The sequence below is a fragment of the Streptomyces harbinensis genome, from assembly GCF_900116145.1.
Classification (GTDB): Bacteria; Actinomycetota; Actinomycetes; order Streptomycetales; family Streptomycetaceae; genus Streptomyces; species Streptomyces carpaticus.
Map to the genome: position 1 here is coordinate 1 of NZ_FPAB01000005.1, position 19,092 is coordinate 19,092.

19 protein-coding genes are annotated in these 19,092 nt (G+C 73.3%); 5 read left to right on the forward strand and 14 right to left on the reverse strand.

The genetic code is table 11. The features are described 5' to 3' along the window. Positions 1–224: 224 nt before the first annotated feature. The 3 genes from BM385_RS14950 to BM385_RS14960 form a co-directional block, all read right to left on the reverse strand. On the reverse strand, positions 225–725 hold the full coding sequence (locus BM385_RS14950; protein WP_019431473.1) for a hypothetical protein: 501 nt from the start codon (positions 723–725) through the stop codon (positions 225–227). After that, the gene (locus BM385_RS27165) at positions 725–2,161 is read right to left on the reverse strand and encodes a hypothetical protein (RefSeq protein WP_093843351.1); all 1,437 of its coding nucleotides are present in this window, start codon (positions 2,159–2,161) and stop codon (positions 725–727) included. Before BM385_RS27165 ends, BM385_RS14950 begins: the two co-directional genes overlap by 1 nt. 93 nt (positions 2,162–2,254) lie before the next feature. After that, positions 2,255–3,541, reverse strand: coding sequence for an MFS transporter (locus BM385_RS14960; RefSeq protein ID WP_093843352.1), 1,287 nt, complete (start codon positions 3,539–3,541; stop codon positions 2,255–2,257). A 94-nt stretch (positions 3,542–3,635) separates the two neighbouring features. On the opposite strand from BM385_RS14960, the gene BM385_RS14965 reads away from it, so the two are divergent. The 3 genes from BM385_RS14965 to BM385_RS14975 all read left to right on the forward strand — a co-directional run bounded on the left by BM385_RS14965 (position 3,636) and on the right by BM385_RS14975 (position 6,330). Further along, positions 3,636–4,625: a LysR family transcriptional regulator gene (locus tag BM385_RS14965; protein ID WP_093843353.1), complete on the forward strand. Its 990-nt coding sequence runs from the start codon at positions 3,636–3,638 to the stop codon at positions 4,623–4,625. A gap of 61 nt (positions 4,626–4,686) precedes the next feature. Then, entirely contained in the window at positions 4,687–5,826 is a 1,140-nt protein-coding gene (locus BM385_RS14970) for an adenosine deaminase (protein WP_093843354.1), read from the forward strand. A 177-nt stretch (positions 5,827–6,003) separates the two neighbouring features. Next, positions 6,004–6,330, forward strand: a complete 327-nt coding sequence (locus tag BM385_RS14975; RefSeq protein WP_019431468.1) for a hypothetical protein — start codon at positions 6,004–6,006, stop codon at positions 6,328–6,330. A gap of 131 nt (positions 6,331–6,461) precedes the next feature. Here the strand turns inward: BM385_RS14975 and BM385_RS14980 are convergent, their stop codons facing one another. The 5 genes from BM385_RS14980 to BM385_RS15000 all read right to left on the reverse strand — a co-directional run bounded on the left by BM385_RS14980 (position 6,462) and on the right by BM385_RS15000 (position 10,595). Further along, positions 6,462–6,839: a nuclear transport factor 2 family protein gene (locus BM385_RS14980; protein WP_019431467.1), complete on the reverse strand. Its 378-nt coding sequence runs from the start codon at positions 6,837–6,839 to the stop codon at positions 6,462–6,464. Between the two features lie 74 nt (positions 6,840–6,913). Beyond that, complete coding sequence (locus BM385_RS27170) at positions 6,914–7,492, reverse strand: VanZ family protein (RefSeq protein WP_254791591.1); 579 nt, start codon at positions 7,490–7,492, stop codon at positions 6,914–6,916. Between the two features lie 180 nt (positions 7,493–7,672). Beyond that, complete coding sequence (locus BM385_RS14990) at positions 7,673–8,293, reverse strand: hypothetical protein (RefSeq protein WP_093843355.1); 621 nt, start codon at positions 8,291–8,293, stop codon at positions 7,673–7,675. Continuing rightward, on the reverse strand, positions 8,290–9,921 hold the full coding sequence (locus tag BM385_RS14995; protein WP_093843356.1) for an ATP-binding protein: 1,632 nt from the start codon (positions 9,919–9,921) through the stop codon (positions 8,290–8,292). The genes BM385_RS14990 and BM385_RS14995 overlap by 4 nt, the downstream gene beginning before the upstream one ends. Further along, on the reverse strand, positions 9,918–10,595 hold the full coding sequence (locus BM385_RS15000; protein WP_019431463.1) for a response regulator: 678 nt from the start codon (positions 10,593–10,595) through the stop codon (positions 9,918–9,920). The genes BM385_RS14995 and BM385_RS15000 overlap by 4 nt, the downstream gene beginning before the upstream one ends. A 174-nt stretch (positions 10,596–10,769) precedes the next feature. On the opposite strand from BM385_RS15000, the gene BM385_RS15005 reads away from it, so the two are divergent. Further along, a complete protein-coding gene (locus BM385_RS15005; protein WP_026047019.1) occupies positions 10,770–11,555 on the forward strand; it encodes a SigE family RNA polymerase sigma factor in 786 nt (261 codons plus the stop codon). 156 nt (positions 11,556–11,711) lie between these two features. Here the strand turns inward: BM385_RS15005 and BM385_RS15010 are convergent, their stop codons facing one another. The 4 genes from BM385_RS15010 to deoC are packed head-to-tail and all read right to left on the reverse strand — an operon-like array spanning position 11,712 to position 15,702. Beyond that, positions 11,712–12,380 (reverse strand): uridine kinase family protein, encoded by a 669-nt coding sequence (locus BM385_RS15010; RefSeq protein WP_093843357.1) that lies wholly within the window; start codon positions 12,378–12,380, stop codon positions 11,712–11,714. A 29-nt stretch (positions 12,381–12,409) separates the two neighbouring features. Continuing rightward, a complete protein-coding gene (locus BM385_RS15015) occupies positions 12,410–13,291 on the reverse strand; it encodes an aldehyde dehydrogenase family protein (protein ID WP_093843358.1) in 882 nt (293 codons plus the stop codon). Further along, positions 13,284–14,720, reverse strand: a complete 1,437-nt coding sequence (locus tag BM385_RS15020; RefSeq protein ID WP_019431459.1) for an aldehyde dehydrogenase family protein — start codon at positions 14,718–14,720, stop codon at positions 13,284–13,286. The genes BM385_RS15015 and BM385_RS15020 overlap by 8 nt, the downstream gene beginning before the upstream one ends. 28 nt (positions 14,721–14,748) lie before the next feature. Further along, on the reverse strand, positions 14,749–15,702 hold the full coding sequence (gene deoC / locus BM385_RS15025; RefSeq protein ID WP_019431458.1) for a deoxyribose-phosphate aldolase: 954 nt from the start codon (positions 15,700–15,702) through the stop codon (positions 14,749–14,751). A gap of 161 nt (positions 15,703–15,863) precedes the next feature. Here deoC and BM385_RS15030 point away from each other — a divergent pair, with 161 nt between their 5' ends. Further along, positions 15,864–16,499 carry a PH domain-containing protein gene (locus tag BM385_RS15030; protein WP_019431457.1) on the forward strand — a complete coding sequence of 212 codons (636 nt, stop codon included), beginning with the start codon at positions 15,864–15,866 and terminating at the stop codon, positions 16,497–16,499. A gap of 73 nt (positions 16,500–16,572) precedes the next feature. Here BM385_RS15030 and BM385_RS15035 read toward each other — a convergent pair whose 3' ends face one another. After that, positions 16,573–18,240 (reverse strand): phospho-sugar mutase, encoded by a 1,668-nt coding sequence (locus BM385_RS15035; protein ID WP_093843359.1) that lies wholly within the window; start codon positions 18,238–18,240, stop codon positions 16,573–16,575. Positions 18,241–18,255: 15 nt separating this feature from the next. Continuing rightward, complete coding sequence (locus BM385_RS15040; RefSeq protein WP_026047016.1) at positions 18,256–19,062, reverse strand: purine-nucleoside phosphorylase; 807 nt, start codon at positions 19,060–19,062, stop codon at positions 18,256–18,258. Between the last annotated feature and the right edge of the window lie 30 nt (positions 19,063–19,092).

A 19,092-nucleotide genomic window follows, 5' to 3' on the forward strand; every position in this document is an offset into this window, starting at 1 on the left:
GACGTACTCTGGGCGATGCTGCGTGACAAGAGACTGTTCACCTCCGCCCCGCCAGCCACGCAGACGGCTTGACACGGTCATTGAGATTCTCCTCACGCGAAGCGAGTGACCGCACGGCGAAGCCCCGGGGCACTCGCCCCGGGGCTTCGGACTAGGACATCGGTCAGCGCGCCGGGACTCTCTCCGGCGTCGTCGTGTTCGCGGCACGCTGCATGGCCGTGACGTTAGCAGAGCGGGTCGCCCCGGTGCAGGCTGAATTCCCGGCGCACCGGATCGACCACGGCCGCCAGCCGGGAGCCGACCACCAGCCCGGGGAAGCGGTCGTCCGGCTCGGTGGTGCGGGCCTCGAACGGGGCCAAGCCGGGCCCGGTGAGCCGGAGCAGCAGTTCGTGCTGGGTGCTGAGCCCGTCCGGGGTCACCTCCTCGGGGCCGATGGCGATCACCTCGGCGGCGGCGTCGACGCCGGTGGCGGCCAGCCGGCGGGTGGCCGCGCGTACGTCCCGGTTGTGGATCAGCGTGCCGAGCCCCACCCAGCCGACGAGCGCCGCGAACAGGGCGACGGCGCCGAAGACCACCGCGTCCACCGTGGTCTCGGCCCCGGTGGCCGCGCCGACCGTGAAGAGCACGGCACCGGTTGCGCCGCCGGCCAGCAGGACCGCGCCGACGGTGTTCGCGAGGACGGCGTGGACGCGGCCCATCGGCTCCACCCGCTCGGCGTCGCCCATCAGTAGTAGCTCGTCTCGATGAAGTAGCAGTCCGAGTAGGCCGTGCCCGAGGACAGCTCCCAGGTGCCGTGGAAGGGGGTGACCGAGGAGTCGCCCGGGGTGCGGACCACGAACTCGTACGTCCCGGCCGGGAGGCGGATCGTCGTGGTGGGGCGGTCGATGCCGGCCTGGCAGGCGCTGCCCGACCAGCCGGACAGCAGATCGCTCTGGGTGGTGCAGCCGCCGCAGGCGTCCACCGTCCCGGTGCCGGTCTCGGTGCCGGTCTCGGTGCCCGTGTACAGGATCTCCAGCGCCTCGGGTGAGTCGTTGACGATCTCCACGGTCGCGGTGCCGCCGGGAGCGCTGCCCGCCGGCGTGGGGTCGGGGAGGTCGCCGGTGGAGCCGCTGCCGATCTGGGCGATCTCGATGGCGATGAGGGTGTCGTCGACCTGTCCGCTGCGCGCGTCATCCGGGTACAGGGACCGGAACTCCTCCAGGGTGGTGCGGGCGTCGGTGTAGTGCTCGTCGCGGTAGTCGTCCATGCCGCACGCGTACAGCGCGTCCGGGAGCGCGTCGCGGGCGCGGCCGGCGAGGTCTTCGGCGAGCGGGTCGTCGCGGTGTTCGCCGGCCAGCTCCAGGAAGGGCCGCAGTTCGTCGACCGCCGGGCAGTGGTCCCCGGCGGCGAGCGCGGTCGTCCGGGCCTCGTACAGCGCGTCGAGCCGGTCGGGTACGGCCGCCGCCGGTGCCGAGCCGGGGAAGCCGGCCGGGATCGCGGCGTAGGCGGCGTAGGCGGCTTCCACGGTGCCGTCCGCCGCGAGGGAGTCGGCCTGGTCGAGGTGGAGCCCGGCCAGCCGGTCCTCGGCTCCCGGCCACGGCGGGGTGCCGTCGTACCGGGCGAGGTAGTCGCCGTAGCCGTTGATGGCGCCGGGGTAGTCGGCTTCCCCGGCCGCCGCTTCCGCGGTGAGGACGATGCGGCAGCCGGCCCGGCCGTCGGCGGCCCGGTCCAGGGCCGGCGAGAAGGTGAGTTCGTTGCGGGTGGCGGTCGCCGCGTCGTAGTGCTCGACGGCCGTGGCGCAGTCACCGGCCGCGTGGGCGGTGTCGCCGCGCTCCAGGGCGTCCTGCGGGCCGCCCCGGTACTGCACGGCGCCCGCGATCACCAGGGCGAGCAGGGCCGCGCCCGCGGTCAGCGGAAGCCAGGGAGCGCGGCGGCCGGGCGGGCCGGCGCTGCCGTGTTTCCAGCCGCTGTACACCTGGTGGGCCAGCCAGAGCGCGAACAGCGTGATCCAGAACCACGGGGTGCCCGAGGCGTGGAGGCCCAGGGCGGCGAGGACGAGCAGCGCGGTGACGAGCCAGGAGCCCACCGCCCGGCCCCACAGCCGCAGATACAGGTAACCGGCACCCAGGCCACTGGCGTTGAGCAGTGCGGCGGCGGCGCCGCGTGAGGACGAACCGGCCATCGAAGCCCCCGGAGGAGAGGTGTGTGGCCTCTATCACGTTCCGGGGGGTGCGACGGTTCCGGCCGTGCGGGGTGCCTCCGGGGTGTCCGGGGCTCAGGCCAGGGCTGCCGCGCGCCGTCGTACGACCCGGGCGCGTCCGGTGGCGTACAGGGTGATGCCCGCGGTGGTGAGCAGGGCGGCGAGGCCGAAGGCGACGACGCCCTGCCAGCCGGCGCGGTGGAAGATGACCGCGCCGAGGGTGCCGCCGGCGCTGTTGCCGAGGTAGTAGGCGACCTGGTAGAGCGCGGACGCCTGGGCCCGGCCATGGGTGACGGCCCGGCTGACCGAGCCGGAGGCGACGGCGTGGCCGAAGAAGAAGCCGCCGGTGATGAGCACGAGGGAGAGCAGGACGGTCGCCAGGTGGTCGGCCAGGCTGAGCAGCAGACCGCCGGTCACGGTGGTGATGGCCAGGTAGAGCGCGCCGCGCCGGCCGAGGCGTTCGACCAGGGGGCCGGTCACCGAGGAGGAGCAGGTGCCCACCAGGTAGATGACGAAGACGGAGCCGATCAGTCCGGCCGACAGCCCGAAGGGTTCGGCCACCAGCCGGAAGCCGATCACCGTGTACACGGCGCTGAAGGCCGACATCAGCAGCAGGCCGATGGCGAACAGCCGCAGCAGCAGCGGTTCGGACAGGTGGGTGCGGACGGTGCCGAGCAGGGCGCGGGGCCGCAGCGGGGCGGGGCGGAAGTTGCGGGCCCGGGGCACCAGCAGCCGGTAGGCGACGGCGGCGGCGAGCGCGAGGACCGCGACGGCGGCCAGCGCGGCCCGCCAGCCCCAGCCCTCGGCGACCCAGCCGGTGAGGATGCGGCCGAGCATGCCGCCCACGCTGTTGCCGGCGATGAACAGGCCGACCGAGCCGACCGTGGAGCGGGCGTCCAGTTCCTCCGACAGATAGGCGACGGCGGAGGCCGGGATGCCGGCGATGGCGGCGCCCTGGAGGGTGCGCAGCACGATCAGGGTGGTGAGGTCGGGCGCGAACGGGATGACCAGGGCGAGGGCCACCGCGACGGTCACGGAGGCGGTCATCAGCTGCCGGCGGCCGAAGCGTTCGCTGAGGGCGCTCAGCGGGAGGACGGCGGCGGCCAGCGCGATGGTGGTGGCGGAGATGGTCCAGCTGGCCTGGCCGGGGGCGACGGCGAAGGCGGTGGCGAGGTCGGGGAGGAGGGCCTGGGTGGAGAACAGCAGCGCGAAGGTGGCCACACCGAGGGCGAAGAGTGCCAGGTTGACGCGGGCACGGGAGATCGGGGCCGGGCGGGTGGCGGTCGGGGCCGGGGGAGTCGGGGGTGTGGCTGGGGCGGGGTCGGCGGTGGCCGACGCCTTCGGGGCTGCTGTGGTGGGCATGTCGTCAAAATTAGGACCGTCCGGTTTCATGCGTCCAATGCACAGAACTGCGATGATTCATGCAGGATCGCATCAACGGAGGTGGCGGGGGTCCATGTCATACCCGGGCAACGGAAAAGACATCCGTGTAACAAGCGGCCCCGGCTCCGGTGAGCTGCCCGCCGAGGAGTGGGCCGCGCTGCTCAGTCCCCGGCTGGCCCAGTTCGCCGCCGTCGCCCGCCATGAGCACATCACCCAGGCCGCCCGCGATCTCGGGGTGCCGCAGTCCACCCTCAGCCGCGCCATGGCCCGGCTGGAGGCCGATCTGGGCGTGGCGCTGCTGGCCCGGCACGGCCGCAACGTCAGCCTGACCCCGGCCGGCCGGGCGTTCGCCCGCTCGGTGGAGCGCTCGCTCGGCGAGATCGGCCGCGCGGCCGAGGCGGTACGGGCGGACGCGGACCCGGCGGCCGGCAAGGTGGCGTTCGGGTTCCTGCACACCATGGGGCCCGAGACCGTACCGGCGCTGATCCGGGAGTTCCGCGAGGACCACCCCCGGGTGCGGTTCGCGCTGGTGCAGAGCTACGGCGAGGACATGATCGAGCGGATGCGGCTCGGTGAGCTGGATCTGTGTCTCACCTCCCCGATCCCGGAGGCGCCCGATCTGGTGACCCGGCGGCTGGACGAGCAGCGGCTGTTCCTGGTCGTCCCGGCCGGCCACCGGCTGGCGGAGCGCAAGCGGGTGCGGCTCGCGGAGGCGGCGGACGAGCCGTTCGTCACCCTCGAACCCGGGTACGGGCTGCGGAAGCTGACGGATGTGCTGTGCGCCCGAGCCGGGTTCATACCGAAGATCGCGTTCGAGGGGGAGGAGCCGGAGACGCTGCGCGGGCTGGTGGCCGCCGGGCTCGGGGTGGCGCTGCTCCCGCCGCCCATGGTGCCCCGGCCCGGTGCCCGGGATCTGGCGGTGACGGCGCCGCGCGCGGTGCGAGAGATCGGGGTCGCCTGGCTGGCCGGGCACCCGGACACCCGGCCGGTCGCCGACTTCAAGCGGTTCCTGCTGGGCCGGCGCGGCCGGTTCGCCGGAACGGGCCGCGCGGCGGCCAGGTGACGGCGGCCGGTACGGCTCGTTCCAGTCGGCCGTCTACGCGCGTAGGCGCTACAGTGCCGGGATGACTCAGACCTCTCCGCCCCCGGACCGGGAACAGATCCTGCGCGCCCCCAAGGTGCTGCTCCACGACCATCTGGACGGCGGGCTGCGTCCGGCCACGATCGTCGAACTGGCCGCCGAGCAGGGGTACGACCTGCTGCCGGCCACCGACCCCGGCAAGCTGGGCCTGTGGTTCCGCGAGGCCGCCGACTCCGGTTCGCTGCCCCGCTATCTGGAGACGTTCGCGCACACCTGCGCCGTGATGCAGCGCCGGGACGCGCTGGTGCGGGTGGCCGCCGAGTGCGTGGAGGACCTGGCGGCAGACGGTGTGGTGTACGCGGAGATCCGGTACGCCCCCGAGCAGCACCTGGAGGACGGGCTGACCCTGGAGCAGGTGGTCGAGGCGGTCAACGAGGGCTTCCGGGAGGGCGAGCGGCGGGCGGCGGCGGCCGGGCGCCGGATCCGTACCGGGGCGCTGCTCACCGCGATGCGGCACGCGGCCCGGGCGTTCGAGATCGCCGAACTCGCCAACCGCTACCGCGACCGGGGTGTCGTCGGCTTCGACATCGCGGGGGCCGAGGCGGGTTTCCCGCCCACCCGGCATCTGGACGCGTTCGAGTACCTCAAGCGCGAGAACAACCACTTCACCATCCACGCGGGTGAGGCGTTCGGGCTGCCGTCGATCTGGCAGGCGCTCCAGTGGTGCGGGGCCGACCGGCTCGGCCACGGGGTGCGGATCATCGACGACATCGAGGTGGCGGCGGACGGGTCGGGTGCGGTACGGCTCGGGCGGCTGGCCGCGTACGTGCGCGACAAGCGGGTGCCGCTGGAGATGTGCCCGACCTCCAACCTCCAGACGGGTGCGGCGTCCTCGTACGCGGAGCACCCCATCGGGCTGCTGAAGCGGCTGCGGTTCCGGGTCACGGTGAACACCGACAACCGGCTCATGAGCGGCACCAGTATGAGCCGTGAATTCGAGCATCTCGTACGGGCGTTCCGCTATTCACTCGACGACCTCCAGTGGTTCACCGTTAATGCGATGAAGTCGGCGTTCATTCCTTTTGATGAACGTCTCGCGATGATCAATGAGGTGATCAAGCCGGGATATGCGGCACTACGCTCCGAGTGGTTGTTCCCATCCGTGGCTGAAAACCCGTCCTGACCTGGCCGGATGGGAGCGGGGTCGGGCGGAGGGAACGGCGTTGAAAGGCAGTTGATCCGACCGGCGGGCGGGACGCGCGAGACATTTCGATCCTTTGCGGCGCCGGACTTCCACGGCTACGTTCGCCTCGGGCTTTCGCCGCTCACATCCCCACCCCACACAAGGACGTAGTGACTCATGAAGCACACAACCGTGAAGACCCTGGGTGCCGTCGCCGCCGGTGCTGCGCTCGCCGCCACCGGTGCCGGTTCTGCCCACGCGCTGGGCGAGGAGCTGGTGGCCGGCACCACCGGCCAGGTCGTGAAGGCGGTGCCGCTGGGCGATGTGGCCGGTGGTCTCACTGGTGACAACGCCGCCGCCGGCCTCCAGGAGGTCACCAAGCCGCTGAACGGCGCCACGGACGCCAGCAGCCTGCTCGGCGGCAACAACGACGTGCTGAACCAGGCCACCAGCGGCCTCCTGGGCGGTCTGCCCGCCGGCGCCCTCGGTGGCGGGCTGCTGTAATCGGCTGCCCCGCGCAGGCGGACGAAGAAGGGCCGTACCCCCAGCCGTGGGGTGCGGCCCTTCCGGCTCGGACGCCGCCGCTCCCGGTCCGCTCGCGGTCCGCTTCCGCTGTCCTCCCGGAGCGGCGCGGACTACATCGGCTCCACGTAGGCGGCCCGCCACCGCGGGGCCTCGTCGGAGCCCGGCACGCTCCAGTACTCCCGGCCGCGGACGATGCGTCCGTCCCGGACCGTCCAGAACGACGCCACCCGGTGCAGGCCCGACTCCTCGTGCGGGACCTCCACCTCGGAGACCACCTCCTCGCCGTCCGCCACCAGGCGCAGCACCCGGATCGTCCAGCCCTCCGGGTACTCGGCGTTGAGCCGCACATAGTTGTCCCGGCCGACGATCCGCTCACCGCTGACCGGCCACTCCACCACCGCGTCCTCGGCCAGAAGCGCCCCGACCCCGTCCCAGTCCCGCTGCTGTGTGCGCTCCCAGAGCGCGCGTACTGTCTCCTCCGGCTTCATGGGTCCATCGTGACAGGCACCACTGACAACGGCGGTGCGCCGGCGCGGCGGTGGCCGGAGACCGGGCCCGGGCGCTACCGGGCGGCGGCCGACGCGCCGCCCGGGGCGAGCCCCGCCCGGTGCGCGGCGCGGCGCGCCTGCGGCGGCCGGACCGGCGCCGCCGAGCCCAGCGGCGCGGGCACCGCGTCCGGCCCCGGTCCGGGCTCCGGCCGGGAGGACGGCGAGGGCGAGGACGGACTGGCCTCGCGCAGCAACCGGTCCCGCAGCTGCGCGTAGCACAGCAGGTGGGTGACCGTGACGCCGCACGTGTTCAGCAGCAGCGAGTCCACATCGGCGACCCGGGTGGGCTCCAGGGACTGCAGTACCTCGATGCCGAGCGAGATCATCGCGGCGCCGAACACCGTGCGGAAGAGCGAGACGAACCGGGTCCCGCCCAGCCGCTGCCCCAGCAGCGGCAGCAGCACCCCCAGCGGGGCGAAGGCGGCCAGGCCGGTGCCGATGGTGCGCAGCGCCTGCGCCGGGCCGGCGGCCAGATCGGCGCGGATGGTGGCGAACGGCTCCAGGTTGGGCGGGGAGACCCACATCACCGAGCGCGGGCGCAGCATCAGCCACCCCACCACGGCCAGGTAGACGGTGAGCAGAACGAAGGCCACCACCCGAACCCTCGGGTCTACCCTCCGATCGCGGACCGCGCCACGATGACCGCTTGCGCGCTGGGCGGGCCCTGCCGGGCCGCCGTGATGACGGTGCACGGATTCCAGGACGCCGCTGCCCCTGGGCGCGGTTCCGTTTTCCGCCGATGTGATGTGCCGCTCACGCCCGCGGTGCCGGGTTCACAGCGAACGGCCCACCGACGGCGCGGACTCGGGGCTGTGCCGCATCGCCGCGCTGCACGGGTACGTCTGCGGGCGCGGGTCGGGGGAGTCGGCGGGGCCGCCCAGCACCACCGCGTGGCCGTTGCCGAGCTGCTCGACCCGGGAGAAGGTGCAGATGATCTGGGCGAGGGCGAAGGCCGGGAGATCGCTGGGGCGTTCGCTCAGCCGCAGCACCGTGTCCGGGTCGTCCCCGACCGGGCCGGTGACCGCCAGGTCCAGCGGTACCGCGCTGGTGAAACCGGCGGCCTGCTCCTCCTCGTCCGGGTCGTTCTGGAGTTCGGTGAGCAGCGCGGCGGCCAGCGCGACCCGGTCGGTGCCGGCCGTGGTGACATCCACCGGGCGCGGTACGGCCTCCACGCGGGTGCCGCACACCAGGTACACCTCGGTGGCGGCGGCGACCGCCGTGCCGGGTACGGTGCCCGCGCCGGTCTCCATCGCCGTGTCGCAGCTGGCCCGGGACGGGGCGGGGCCGGCGTCCACCGGCACATTGGTGGAGCGGATGCCGCAGCCGGCGGTGGCCGCGAGCGCCAGGCAGGCCGCCAGGAGGGCGGGGCCGGTGCGCAGGGTTCCTCGGGTCATGTGTCGCGCTCCTTCCCCGGGCCGTCCGGCTTCCCCGGACGGTCCCGCTCGCCGCTGCTGTCGCCGTTCCCGCCGTCGCCCTCGGTGCCGTCGCACCCGTCGCTCTCGCCGTCGCCGTCGCCGTCGCCGTCCCCCGGCGCCTCGCGCGGCAGCCGCAGCGTGAACACCGCGCCGCCCTCCGGCGCGTTGGCGGCCGAGATCTCGCCGCCGTGCAGATGGGCGTTCTCCAGCGCGATCGACAGACCGAGCCCGCTGCCGTCGGAGCGCGGGCGCGACGCGCTCGCCTTGTAGAACCGGTCGAAGACGTGCGGCAGGACGTCCTCGGGGATGCCGGGCCCCTGGTCGGCGACCTCCACCACCACGTCGTCCCGCCCGGCCGCCGGGTCGATCTCCTCGCGCACCGAGACCCGTACCGACCGGCCGCCGCCGTGCTTGAGGGCGTTGCCGATCAGATTGGCCAGGATGACGTCCAGGCGGCGCGGGTCGAGCCGGGCGGTGATCGTCCGGTCGGCGTCCAGCTCGACCGCGTCCAGCCAGGCGCGGGCGTCGATGCAGTGGGTGACCTGGTCGGCGATGTTGACGTCGTCCAGGACCATCTTGGCGGTGCCCGCGTCGAAGCGGGTGACCTCCATCAGGTTCTCCACCAGGCTGTTGAGCCGGCGGGTCTCGCTCACCACCAGCTGCACGGCCGGCGCGATCATCGGGTCGAGGCTGTCGACCTCTTCCTCCAGCACATCGGTGACGGCGGTGATGGCGGTCATCGGGGTGCGCAGCTCGTGCGACATGTCGGCGACGAACCGGCGGCTGGCCGCCTCCCGGGCGCGCAGATCGGTCACCCGCTGCTCCAGGGAGGCGGCGGCGGCGTTGAACGTGCGCGACAACTCGGCCAGCTCGTCCGCGCCCCGCTCCTCCAGCCGGGTGTCCAGCTTGCCCTCGCCGAGCCGCTGCGCGGCGTTGCTGAGCCGGGCGACGGGCCGCAGCACCATGGTGGCGGCGGCCTGGGCGAGCAGCGCCGAGCCGATCACCGCGAGCGCGGTGGCGATGCCGAGCGACCAGGCGAGCGAGTTGAGGTCGTCGCGCTCCGGTGCGAGGGAGGCGAGCATGTAGCCGGTGGGGCCGCCGTCGATGACCTGGGCGCCGCCGAGGAGGTACGGGTCGCCGTCGATCTCCACCCGCTGCCAGTACAGGTGGTACGGCGCGTCGGTGTCGTCGCGTTCCTGGTGCACCGCGTCGGCGAGCGAGGCGGGGACCATGTCCAGCCGGAACGCCGCCGGGTCGGTCTCGACGACGCAGTCGCCCTCGGGTCCTTCCCGGTCGACCAGCACCACCTGGTACGTCTGGTTGCCGCTGGTCATGATCGTGCCCATGTCGCGCAGCATCTCGCAGGACGCCTGCTCGGGCAGTCCGCCCGCTCCGTCGCCGAGGGCCTGGCTGAAGTCCTTCAGGGCCGAGTTCTGCGCGCGGGTGAGGACGGCGTCGCGGTTGAGCCAGTACGCGATGCCCGACACCGAGACGGCGGCGACCAGCGCCACCAGCGCGAACACGGTGACCAGGCGCAGCCGCAGCGAGGTGAGCCGCAGGGCGCCGCGTATGAGCCGGCCCCGGCTCCGGGTGGGGGAGTCGGTCACGAAGGCGCGTCCAGCCGGTAGCCCACGCCGCGCACCGTACGGATCAGCTTCGGGGAGGACGGCACGTCCTCCACCTTGGCGCGCAGCCGCTGGACGCAGGCGTCCACCAGGCGGGAGTCGCCGAGGTAGTCGTGCTCCCACACCAGGCGCAGCAGTTGCTGCCGGGAGAGCGCCTGGCCGGGGCGGCGGCTGAGTTCCAGGAGGAGGCGCAGCTCGGTGGGGGTGAGCTGGAGGTCCTCGCCGTTCTTGGTGACGGTCATGGCGGCGCGGTCGATGACGATGGAGCCGAAGGTGGCCGCGTCGTGCGACTCGCGTTCGCCGCGCCGCATGACGGCGCGGATGCGGGCGTCCAGGACGCGGCCCTGCACGGGTTTGACCACGTAGTCGTCGGCGCCGGACTCCAGGCCGACGACGACGTCGATGTCGTCGCTGCGCGCGGTGAGCAGGATGATCGGCAGCTGATCGGTGCGACGAATGCGACGGCAGACCTCAAAACCGTCGATTCCGGGCAGGTTGACGTCCAGCACGATGAGATCGGGCCGCTGTTCCCGCAGCAGCGTGAGGCCGTCCTCACCCGTCGCGGCGGTCACCACACGGTGCCCCTGGCGAGACAGGCTCATCTCCAGGGCCGTACGTACCGCCTCGTCGTCCTCGATCAGCAACAGGAAAGCCACGCGGCTCATTGTGGCCTATGGACCCCGGAGAGTTCGACCGTGCGTTCCCGGGACAAGGGGGCGCGGCCCCTGTGACACCGCTGTGACAGTTGGGGGACGGGCCCATGAAACTGGCCGGGCAATGTATTCCCCGACGCACAGAGCACAGCACGGCGAGACGATGGGGGCAGCGGGATGAGCGCACTGCACAGCATCAGCACCACGGCAGTCGGTACGACGCGCACTCGCACCTGCCTGGTTCCCGCCCGGTGCGACGTGACGGGGAACACAGCGTCCGGCGCCGCGAACCGGCTGGGGAGCCACCGCGGCATCGGTCACCCGCGCCCGGCGCACCTCAGTGCGGTGGACGCGTCGGGGGGGAAGACGGGGGAAAGCGGGGGGACCCGGGGGAACGGGGGAACGGGGGAGGCCGTGCGGGGAGCGCGGCGCGAGGGGGTCACGGAGGCGGAGTTCACCGCCTACGTGCGAGAGCGCCGCGCCTCCCTGTACGCGACCGCGTACCACCTCACCGGTGACCGCCACGAGGCGGAGGACCTGCTCCAGAGCGCGCTGCTGTCCACGTACCGCGCCTGGGAGCGGATCACCGACAAGGCGGCGGTCGGCGGCTATCTGCGGCGCACCATGACCAATCTGCACATCAGCGCGTGGCGCCGCCGCAAGCTGAACGAGTACCCGACCGAGGAACTGCCCGAGGCCCCCGGCGAGTACGACACGATGCGCGGCACCGAACTGCGCACCGTGCTGTGGCAGGCCCTGGCCCGGCTGCCCGAGCAGCAGCGCACGATGCTGGTGCTGCGGTACTACGAGGGCCAGACCGACCCGGAGATCGCGGCCACGCTGAACATCAGCGTCGGCACGGTGAAGAGCAGCATCTGGCGCACCCTGCGCCGGCTGCGCGAGGACCGCTCGCTGAGCATGGGGCGGGACGTGGAGGAGTCCTTCGGCGAACTGGTCGCCTGAGGATCGGGGGAACGGGGAAAAGCGGGGGACCGAGGGAAAGGGGAACGGGGGAAACAGGGGAAAACGGGGGACAACGGGGGAAAGAGCGGGGTCCGGTGCCTGGGGGGCGCCGGACCCCGCTGAGTTGTGCACGGGGGCGTCGCCGGTCCCGTCCCGCTACTTCGCCACCGTCACCGCCCCCGTCAGCCGCGCGATGCGGGCCCGTGCCTCGTCCCGGCCGCAGGCGTGTGCGCCCAGTGCCTCGTGGCGGGCCACGATCCCGCGCTCCGCGCGCATCAGCTTCCAGCCGCGCCGCAGCAGGAACGCCAGGGACTTGCGCGACTCCCGCACATCGCGCACCAGCCGGCGGCGGAACGTGGTCAGCGGCCGGTTGCGCAGGCACAGGGTGTCCGCCGCCAGGCCCTCGCGCCGGCAGGCGGCGCTGATCTCCGCCGCGAAGATGCCCTCCGCCACGAACAGCGGCGCCCCGCCCAGCTCCAGCCGACCCGCTCCGGTGATCGAGCTGGAGGAGATGTCGTACACCGGGACCGGCGCCGCGCCCTCGCCGCACAGCAGGCGGACGGCGGCCAGCGCCGCGTCCGCGTTCCACGACGCCGGGTCGTCCCAGTCGGTGCCCGACCCGTCCGGCAGCGGCGGGAGGGTCGGGTCCGTGCCTTCCTTGTAGAAGTCGTCGAGCCGCAGCACCGGCAGCCCGGTGCGTGCGGCGAGCCGGGACTTCCCGGAACCGGAGGGCCCGGTCAGCAGGACGACCCGGGCCCGGGGGCCGGGCTCGGGTTCCGCCTGCGACGTGGGGGGTATCGGCGGCGTCTGCGGCGTAACGGTCACGGGACCCCATTGTCCCGGATGCGCGCCGTTCAGATACCGATGGGGTGCCAGACGGTCTTCGTTTCCACGAAGGACAGCAGCCGCCCGGTGCCCGGGTCCGCCGACCAGTCCTCGGCGGCGGCCGGACGCCGTACCCGCTTGAGGTTGCCGGCCGCGGCCGTCTCCAGCTCGGTGGCCAGCGCCGCGTCACCGGCGGCGCCGGTCAGGTCGATCGCGTTGACGTCCTGGTGCGCGGCCAGCGGCGCGCCCAGCTCGGCGGTCCTCCCGGACAGGATGTTGACCACCCCGCCCGGCACGTCGGAGGTGGCCAGCACCTCGGCCAGCGACAGCGCGGGCAGCGGCGCCCGCTCACTGGTGACCACCACCGCCGTGTTGCCGCTCACCACGACCGGCGCCAGCACCGAGACCAGGCCGAGCAGCGAGGAGTCCTGCGGCGCCAGCACCGCCACCACACCGGTCGGCTCGGGCACCGAGAGATTGAAGAACGGGCCCGCCACCGGGTTGGCGCCGCCCGCGACCTGGGCGATCTTGTCCGACCAGCCCGCGTACCAGACCCAGCGGCCGATGGCCGTGTCCACCGCCGCCAGCGCCGCCTCCCGGTCCAGCCCTTCGGCGGCGGCCACCTCGTCCGCGAACTGCTCGCGCCGCCCGGTCAGCATCTCGGCGACCCGGTACAGCACCTGCCCCCGGTTGTACGCCGTCGCCCCCGACCAGCCGGGGAACGCCTTGCGGGCCGCGACCACCGCGTCGCGCGCGTCCTTGCGGGAGGACAGCGGGGCGTTGGCCAGCCAGCCGCCCTGGGAGTCGGTCACCTGGTACACCCGTCCGCTCTCGGAGCGGGGGAACTTCCCCCCGACGAACAGCTTGTAGGTCTTGAACACGCTCAGCCGCGCGCCGGACTTCTCAGACATCGAGGTACGCCTCCAGACCGTGCCGGCCGCCCTCGCGCCCGAAGCCGGACTCCTTGTAGCCGCCGAACGGCGACGAGGGATCGAACTTGTTGAACGTGTTGGCCCACACCACGCCCGCGCGCAGCTTGTCGGCCATCCACAGGATCCGCGAACCCTTCTCCGTCCAGATCCCGGCGGAGAGTCCGTACGCGGTGTTGTTGGCCTTGGCGACCGCTTCCTCCGGGGTGCGGAATGTCAGCACCGACAGCACCGGGCCGAAGATCTCCTCCCGGGCGATGCGGTGCGACTGGGCCACGCCCGTGAACAGGGTCGGCGCGAACCAGTACCCCTGGCCGGGCAGTTCGCAGCCCGCCGGGGACCAGCGCTCGGCGCCCTCGGCCTCGCCCGCGGCGGCCAGCTCCTGGATGCGGGCCAGCTGCTCGGCGGAGTTGATGGCGCCGATGTCGGTGTTCTTGTCCAGCGGGTCGCCGACGCGCAGCGTCTCCATCCGCCGCTTCAGGGCCTCCAGCAGCTCCTCGCGCACCGACTCCTGGACCAGCAGCCGGGACCCGGCGCAGCACACATGGCCCTGGTTGAAGAAGATGCCGTTGACTATCCCCTCGACGGCCTGGTCGATCGGCGCGTCGTCGAAGACGATGTTCGCCGCCTTGCCGCCCAGTTCGAGGGTGAGCCGCTTGCGGGTGCCGGCCACCGTACGGGCGATGGACCGGCCGACCTCCGTCGAACCGGTGAACGCCACCTTGTCGATCCCGGGATGGGCGACCAGCTCGGCGCCGGTGGAGCCGTCACCGGTGAGGATGTTGACGACACCGGGCGGCAGCTGGGCCTGGCGGCAGACGTCGGCGAAGAACAGCGCCGACAGCGGGGTCGTCTCGGCCGGCTTGAGGACCACCGTGTTGCCGGTGGCCAGCGCGGGGGCGACCTTCCAGGCGAGCATCAGCAGCGGGAAGTTCCACGGGATGACCTGCCCGGCCACCCCCAGCGGGCGCGGGTCGGGGCCGAAACCGGCGTGGGCGAGCTTGTCGGCCCAGCCGGCGTAGTAGAAGAAGTGCGCGGCGGCCAGCGGCAGATCGACGTCGCGCGACTCACGGATGGGCTTGCCGTTGTCGAGCGATTCGAGGACGGCCAGCTCCCGCGAGCGCTCCTGGAGGATGCGCGCGATGCGGAACAGGTACGTGGCGCGCTCGGAACCCGGCAGGGCCGACCAGGGGCCGAAGGCGGCACGGGCGGCCCGGACGGCCGCGTCCACGTCCGCCGCCCCGGCGTGGGCGACCTCCGAGAGCTGTTCCTCGGTGGCGGGGGAGTGGGTGGGGAAGACCTTGTCCTCGGCGGCGGGCCGGAACTCGCCGTCGATGAACAGGCCGTAGGAGGAGGCGATGTCGACGACGGCGCGCGACTCGGGCGCCGGTGCGTACGCGAAGATGCTCATCAGTTCGTGGTGTCCTTAGCGTCCTCGGTCAGTCGACGGTCACGTAGTCGGGGCCGCTGTAGCGGCCGGTGGCCAGCTTCTGGCGCTGCATCAGCAGGTCGTTCAGCAGGCTGGAGGCGCCCAGCCGGAACCAGTCCGGGGAGAGCCAGTCGGCACCGGCCGTCTCGTTGACCAGGACCAGGTACTTGATGGCGTCCTTGGTGGTGCGGATGCCGCCGGCCGGCTTGACCCCGACCTGCCGGCCGGTGGCGGCACGGAAGTCGCGCACCGCCTCCAGCATCAGGAGGGTGTTGGGGAGCGTCGCGTTGACGGATACCTTCCCCGTCGAGGTCTTGATGAAGTCCGCCCCGGCGAGCATCGCCAGCCAGGAGGCGCGGCGGATGTTGTCGTACGTCGACAACTCGCCGTTCTCCAGGATGACCTTGAGGTGGGCCGGCCCCGCCGCCTCCCGCACGGCGGCGATCTCCTCGAAAACCTGCAGGTAGCGGCCGGAGAGAAACGCGCCCCTGTCGATGACCATGTCCACCTCGTCCGCGCCGGCGGCCACCGCGTCCCGGGTGTCCGCGAGCTTGACGGGACGGGCCGCGCGGCCCGCCGGGAAGGCGGTGGCGACGGAGGCGACCCGCACCGGGCTGCCGGCCAGCGCGTCCTTGGCGATTGCCGCCATATCCGGGTAGACGCAGATGGCGGCGACATGAGGCACGCCGGGGTCGCCCGGATCCGGCCGCACGCCCTTGGCGCACAGCGAGCGCACCTTCCCGGGGGTGTCCGCGCCCTCCAGGGTGGTCAGGTCGATCATCGAGATGGCCAGATCGATGGCCTCGGCCTTGGCGGTGGTCTTGATCGAACGGGTGCCGAGGACGGCGGCACGGGCGTCGAGGCCGACCGCGTCGACGCCGGGGAGGCCGTGGAGGTAGCGGCGCAGGGCCGCGTCGGAGGCGGTGACATCCGCGAGAGCGGCTGGGGGTGCGGTGGGTGGCATGCTCACCAGACGAGCATATCTACGCGCGTAGTGGGAGGCCAGTCCCCCGCGTCCGCGCATTGCCCCCGCCCGCCGGGCCCCGATACGACGCGGCGGGTGAGCTGGTCTACGACTCCCGTACCGACGACCCCCGGTTCTGAGCCATCCGGCAGAATCGGGGCATGACGAGTGAGCCCCCGAAGTACGCGGACCGCGTCTACCGCTCCGGCTCGGCGCTCGCGGCCGGTGTGCTGCTGATCGGCCTGGCCGCCTGGCTGGGCGGCGACGCCATGCTGCGCGGCGAGGGCCGGACCCCGGTCACCGCCGCCGCCGCGCTGCTGCTGGCGGTGCCGCTGGTCACCGCGTTCACCTTCCGCCCGGCGGTCTTCGCCGGGGACGAGCGGCTGCGGGTGCGCAACCCGTTCCGTACCATCGTCGCGCCCTGGGCCACGGTGGAGAGCGTGAAGGCGGCCTACTCGTGCGAGGTGCGGGCCGGCGGCGCCACCTACCAGCTGTGGGCCATCCCGGTCTCGCTGCGCGCCCGCGGCAAGGCGACCCGGCACAACGAGCGTCTCGCCGCGGGCGAGTCGCCGCGCGGTGTGTTCGGTCTCGGCGGCCGGGACCGGATCGGCCAGGACGCGGACCGGCCGCGCACCGCGCCGTCCGACGCGGCGGTGGGCGAGCTGCGCGAGCTGGCCGAGCGACACGCGGACGCCCCCGGCGCGCAGGGCGAGGTCAGCGTGCGCTGGAGTTACGAGATCATCGCCCCGGCGGCGGTGGGCGCGGTGGCGCTCCTCGTCCTGTGGATCACCGGCTGACCGGACCCCCGGCTTCCCGCGCGCCCGCGGTACCGGGTCCCGGGGCGCGGAGCCGATCCGCGCCCCCGTCCGCTCACAGCCCGGCGTGCTCGGCCACCGCCTGCTTCAGGTGGGCCAGGACCGTGGTCGCCGTTTCGCGGACGCCGGGGAGGGTCGCCAGGTCCGGGACCGGCAGGACGGTCTCCAGGTAGATCTTCAGCTTGGGTTCGGTACCGCTGGGGCGCACGATCACCCGCGCCGAGCGCACCGGGCCGCTGCCGGTGCCGCCGAGCGTGTAGCGCAGACCGTCGGTCGGCGGCAGGGTGTCGGTACCCCGGGTGAGGTCCTCGGCCGAGGTGACCGGCAGGCCGGCCAGTTCGGTGGGCGGGGTGGCCCGCAGCCGCCGCATCGCCGCCGTGATCAGCGACAGATCGGTGACCCGTACCGACAGCTGGTCGGTGGCGTGCAGGCCGTGTTCGACGGCGAGGTCGTCCAGGACGTCCAGGACGGTACGCCCGTGCTCCTTCTCGGCCGCCGCCAGTTCCGCGATCAGCAGGGCGGCGGTGATGCCGTCCTTGTCGCGTACGCCCCGGGGGTCCACGCAGTAGCCCAGGGCCTCCTCGTAGCCGTACCCCAGATCCTCGACCCGGCCCAGCCACTTGAAGCCGGTCAGGGTCTCCTCGTACCGCAGCCCCGCGGCCGTCGCGATCCGGCCGGTCAGTGACGAGGACACGATCGAGGCGGCGAAGGTGCCGCCGCGCCCGCCGCGTACCAGATGGGTGGCCAGCAGCGCGCCGACCTCGTCGCCGCGCAGCATGCGCCAGCCGCCCTCGGCGAAGGCGTCGGGGACGCCGACCGCGCACCGGTCGGCGTCGGGGTCGTTGGCGATCACGAGGTCGGGGCGGACGGAGCGGGCCACCTCGAAGGCCAGGTCCATGGCGCCCGGCTCCTCCGGGTTGGGGAAGGCGACCGTGGGGAAGTCCGGGTCGGGCTCGGCCTGCGCGGGCACCTCGGCGGGCGCAGGGAACCCGGCCCGCTCGAACGCGGCCGTGAGCACGGACTGCCCGACACCGTGCAGCGGGGTGTAGACGACCCGGGTGGTGCGCGGCGAGCCCGGCGTGAGCGGGGCCATGGCGCGCGCCAGATAGTCGGTGACCAGCTCCTCGCCGAGCACGTCCCAGCCGCCCTCGGCCAGGGGGACGTCCGCCAGCGCGCCGACCGCGCCGATCTGGGCGGCGATGTCGGTGTCGGCCGGGGGCACGATCTGGCTGCCGTCGCCGAGGTAGACCTTGTAGCCGTTGTCCCGGGGCGGGTTGTGGCTGGCGGTGACCGCGACGCCGGCCACCGCGCCCAGGTGGGTGATGGCGTAGGCCAGGACGGGCGTGGGCAGCGGACGCGGCAGCAGCGCGGCGCGCAGCCCGGCGCCGACCATGACGGCGGCGGTGTCGCGGGCGAAGTCGGCGCTGCGGTGCCGGGCGTCGTACCCGATGACGACCAGGCCGCCGCCGTGGCCCCGGTCCCGCAGATAGGCGGCCAGCCCGGTCGCGGCGCGGATGACCACGGCCCGGTTCATGCGCATCGGGCCGGCGCCCATCTCGCCGCGCAGGCCCGCGGTGCCGAACTGGAGGGTGCCGGCGAACCGCTCCGCCAGGGCCGCCTCGTCACCGGCCGCCAGCAGGGCGGCCAGCTCGGCGCGGGTCTCCGGGTCGGGGTCCTCGGCCAGCCACGCCTCGGCCGCCGCCCTCAGCTCCTGCGTCGTCATTGCTTCTCCCGCTTCTCAGATGCGCCCGAGTACCTGCGACAGCAGTGTGCCCATGCGTACCGCGGAGTCACGGCCCGCCTGGAGGACTTCCTCGTGGTTCAGCGGTTCGCCGGTGATTCCGGCGGCCAGATTGGTGACCAGGGAGATACCCAGCACCTCGGCGCCGGCCTCGCGGGCGGCGATCGCCTCCAGCACGGTGGACATGCCGACCAGGTCGCCGCCGATGGCGCGCACCATGCCGATCTCGGCGGGGGTCTCGTAGTGCGGCCCGGGGAACTGGACGTACACGCCCTCCTCCAGGCTCGGGTCGACCTCCTTGCACAGCGCCCGCAGCCGGGGCGAGTACAGGTCGGTGAGGTCGACGAAGTGGGGCCCGGTGATGGGGGAGGTGGCGGTGAGGTTGATGTGGTCGCTGATGAGGACGGGCTGGCCGGGGCGCATGCCCTCGCGCAGGCCGCCGCACCCGTTGGTCAGCACGATCACCTTGCAGCCGGCCGCGACCGCCGTGCGCACCCCGTGGACGACGGCGCCGACGCCGCGGCCCTCGTACAGGTGGGTGCGGCCCAGGAAGACGAGGACGTGCTTGTCGCCGAGCCGGTAGGAGCGGATGGTCCCGGCGTGGCCGGCGACGGCCGGGGGCGGGAAGCCGGGCAGCTCGGTGACCGGGAATTCGGCGACCGCCTCGCCCAGCGCGTCGGCCGCGGGGAGCCAGCCCGAGCCCATCACCAGGGCCACGTCATGGCTGTCCACACCGGTCAACTCGCGCAGCCGGGCCGCCGCGTCGTCCGCCGACGCCTTGCCCGCAATCTCTGAAGCAGTCACGGGGGGAGCCTAGCCGAGTTTGGCCTACGC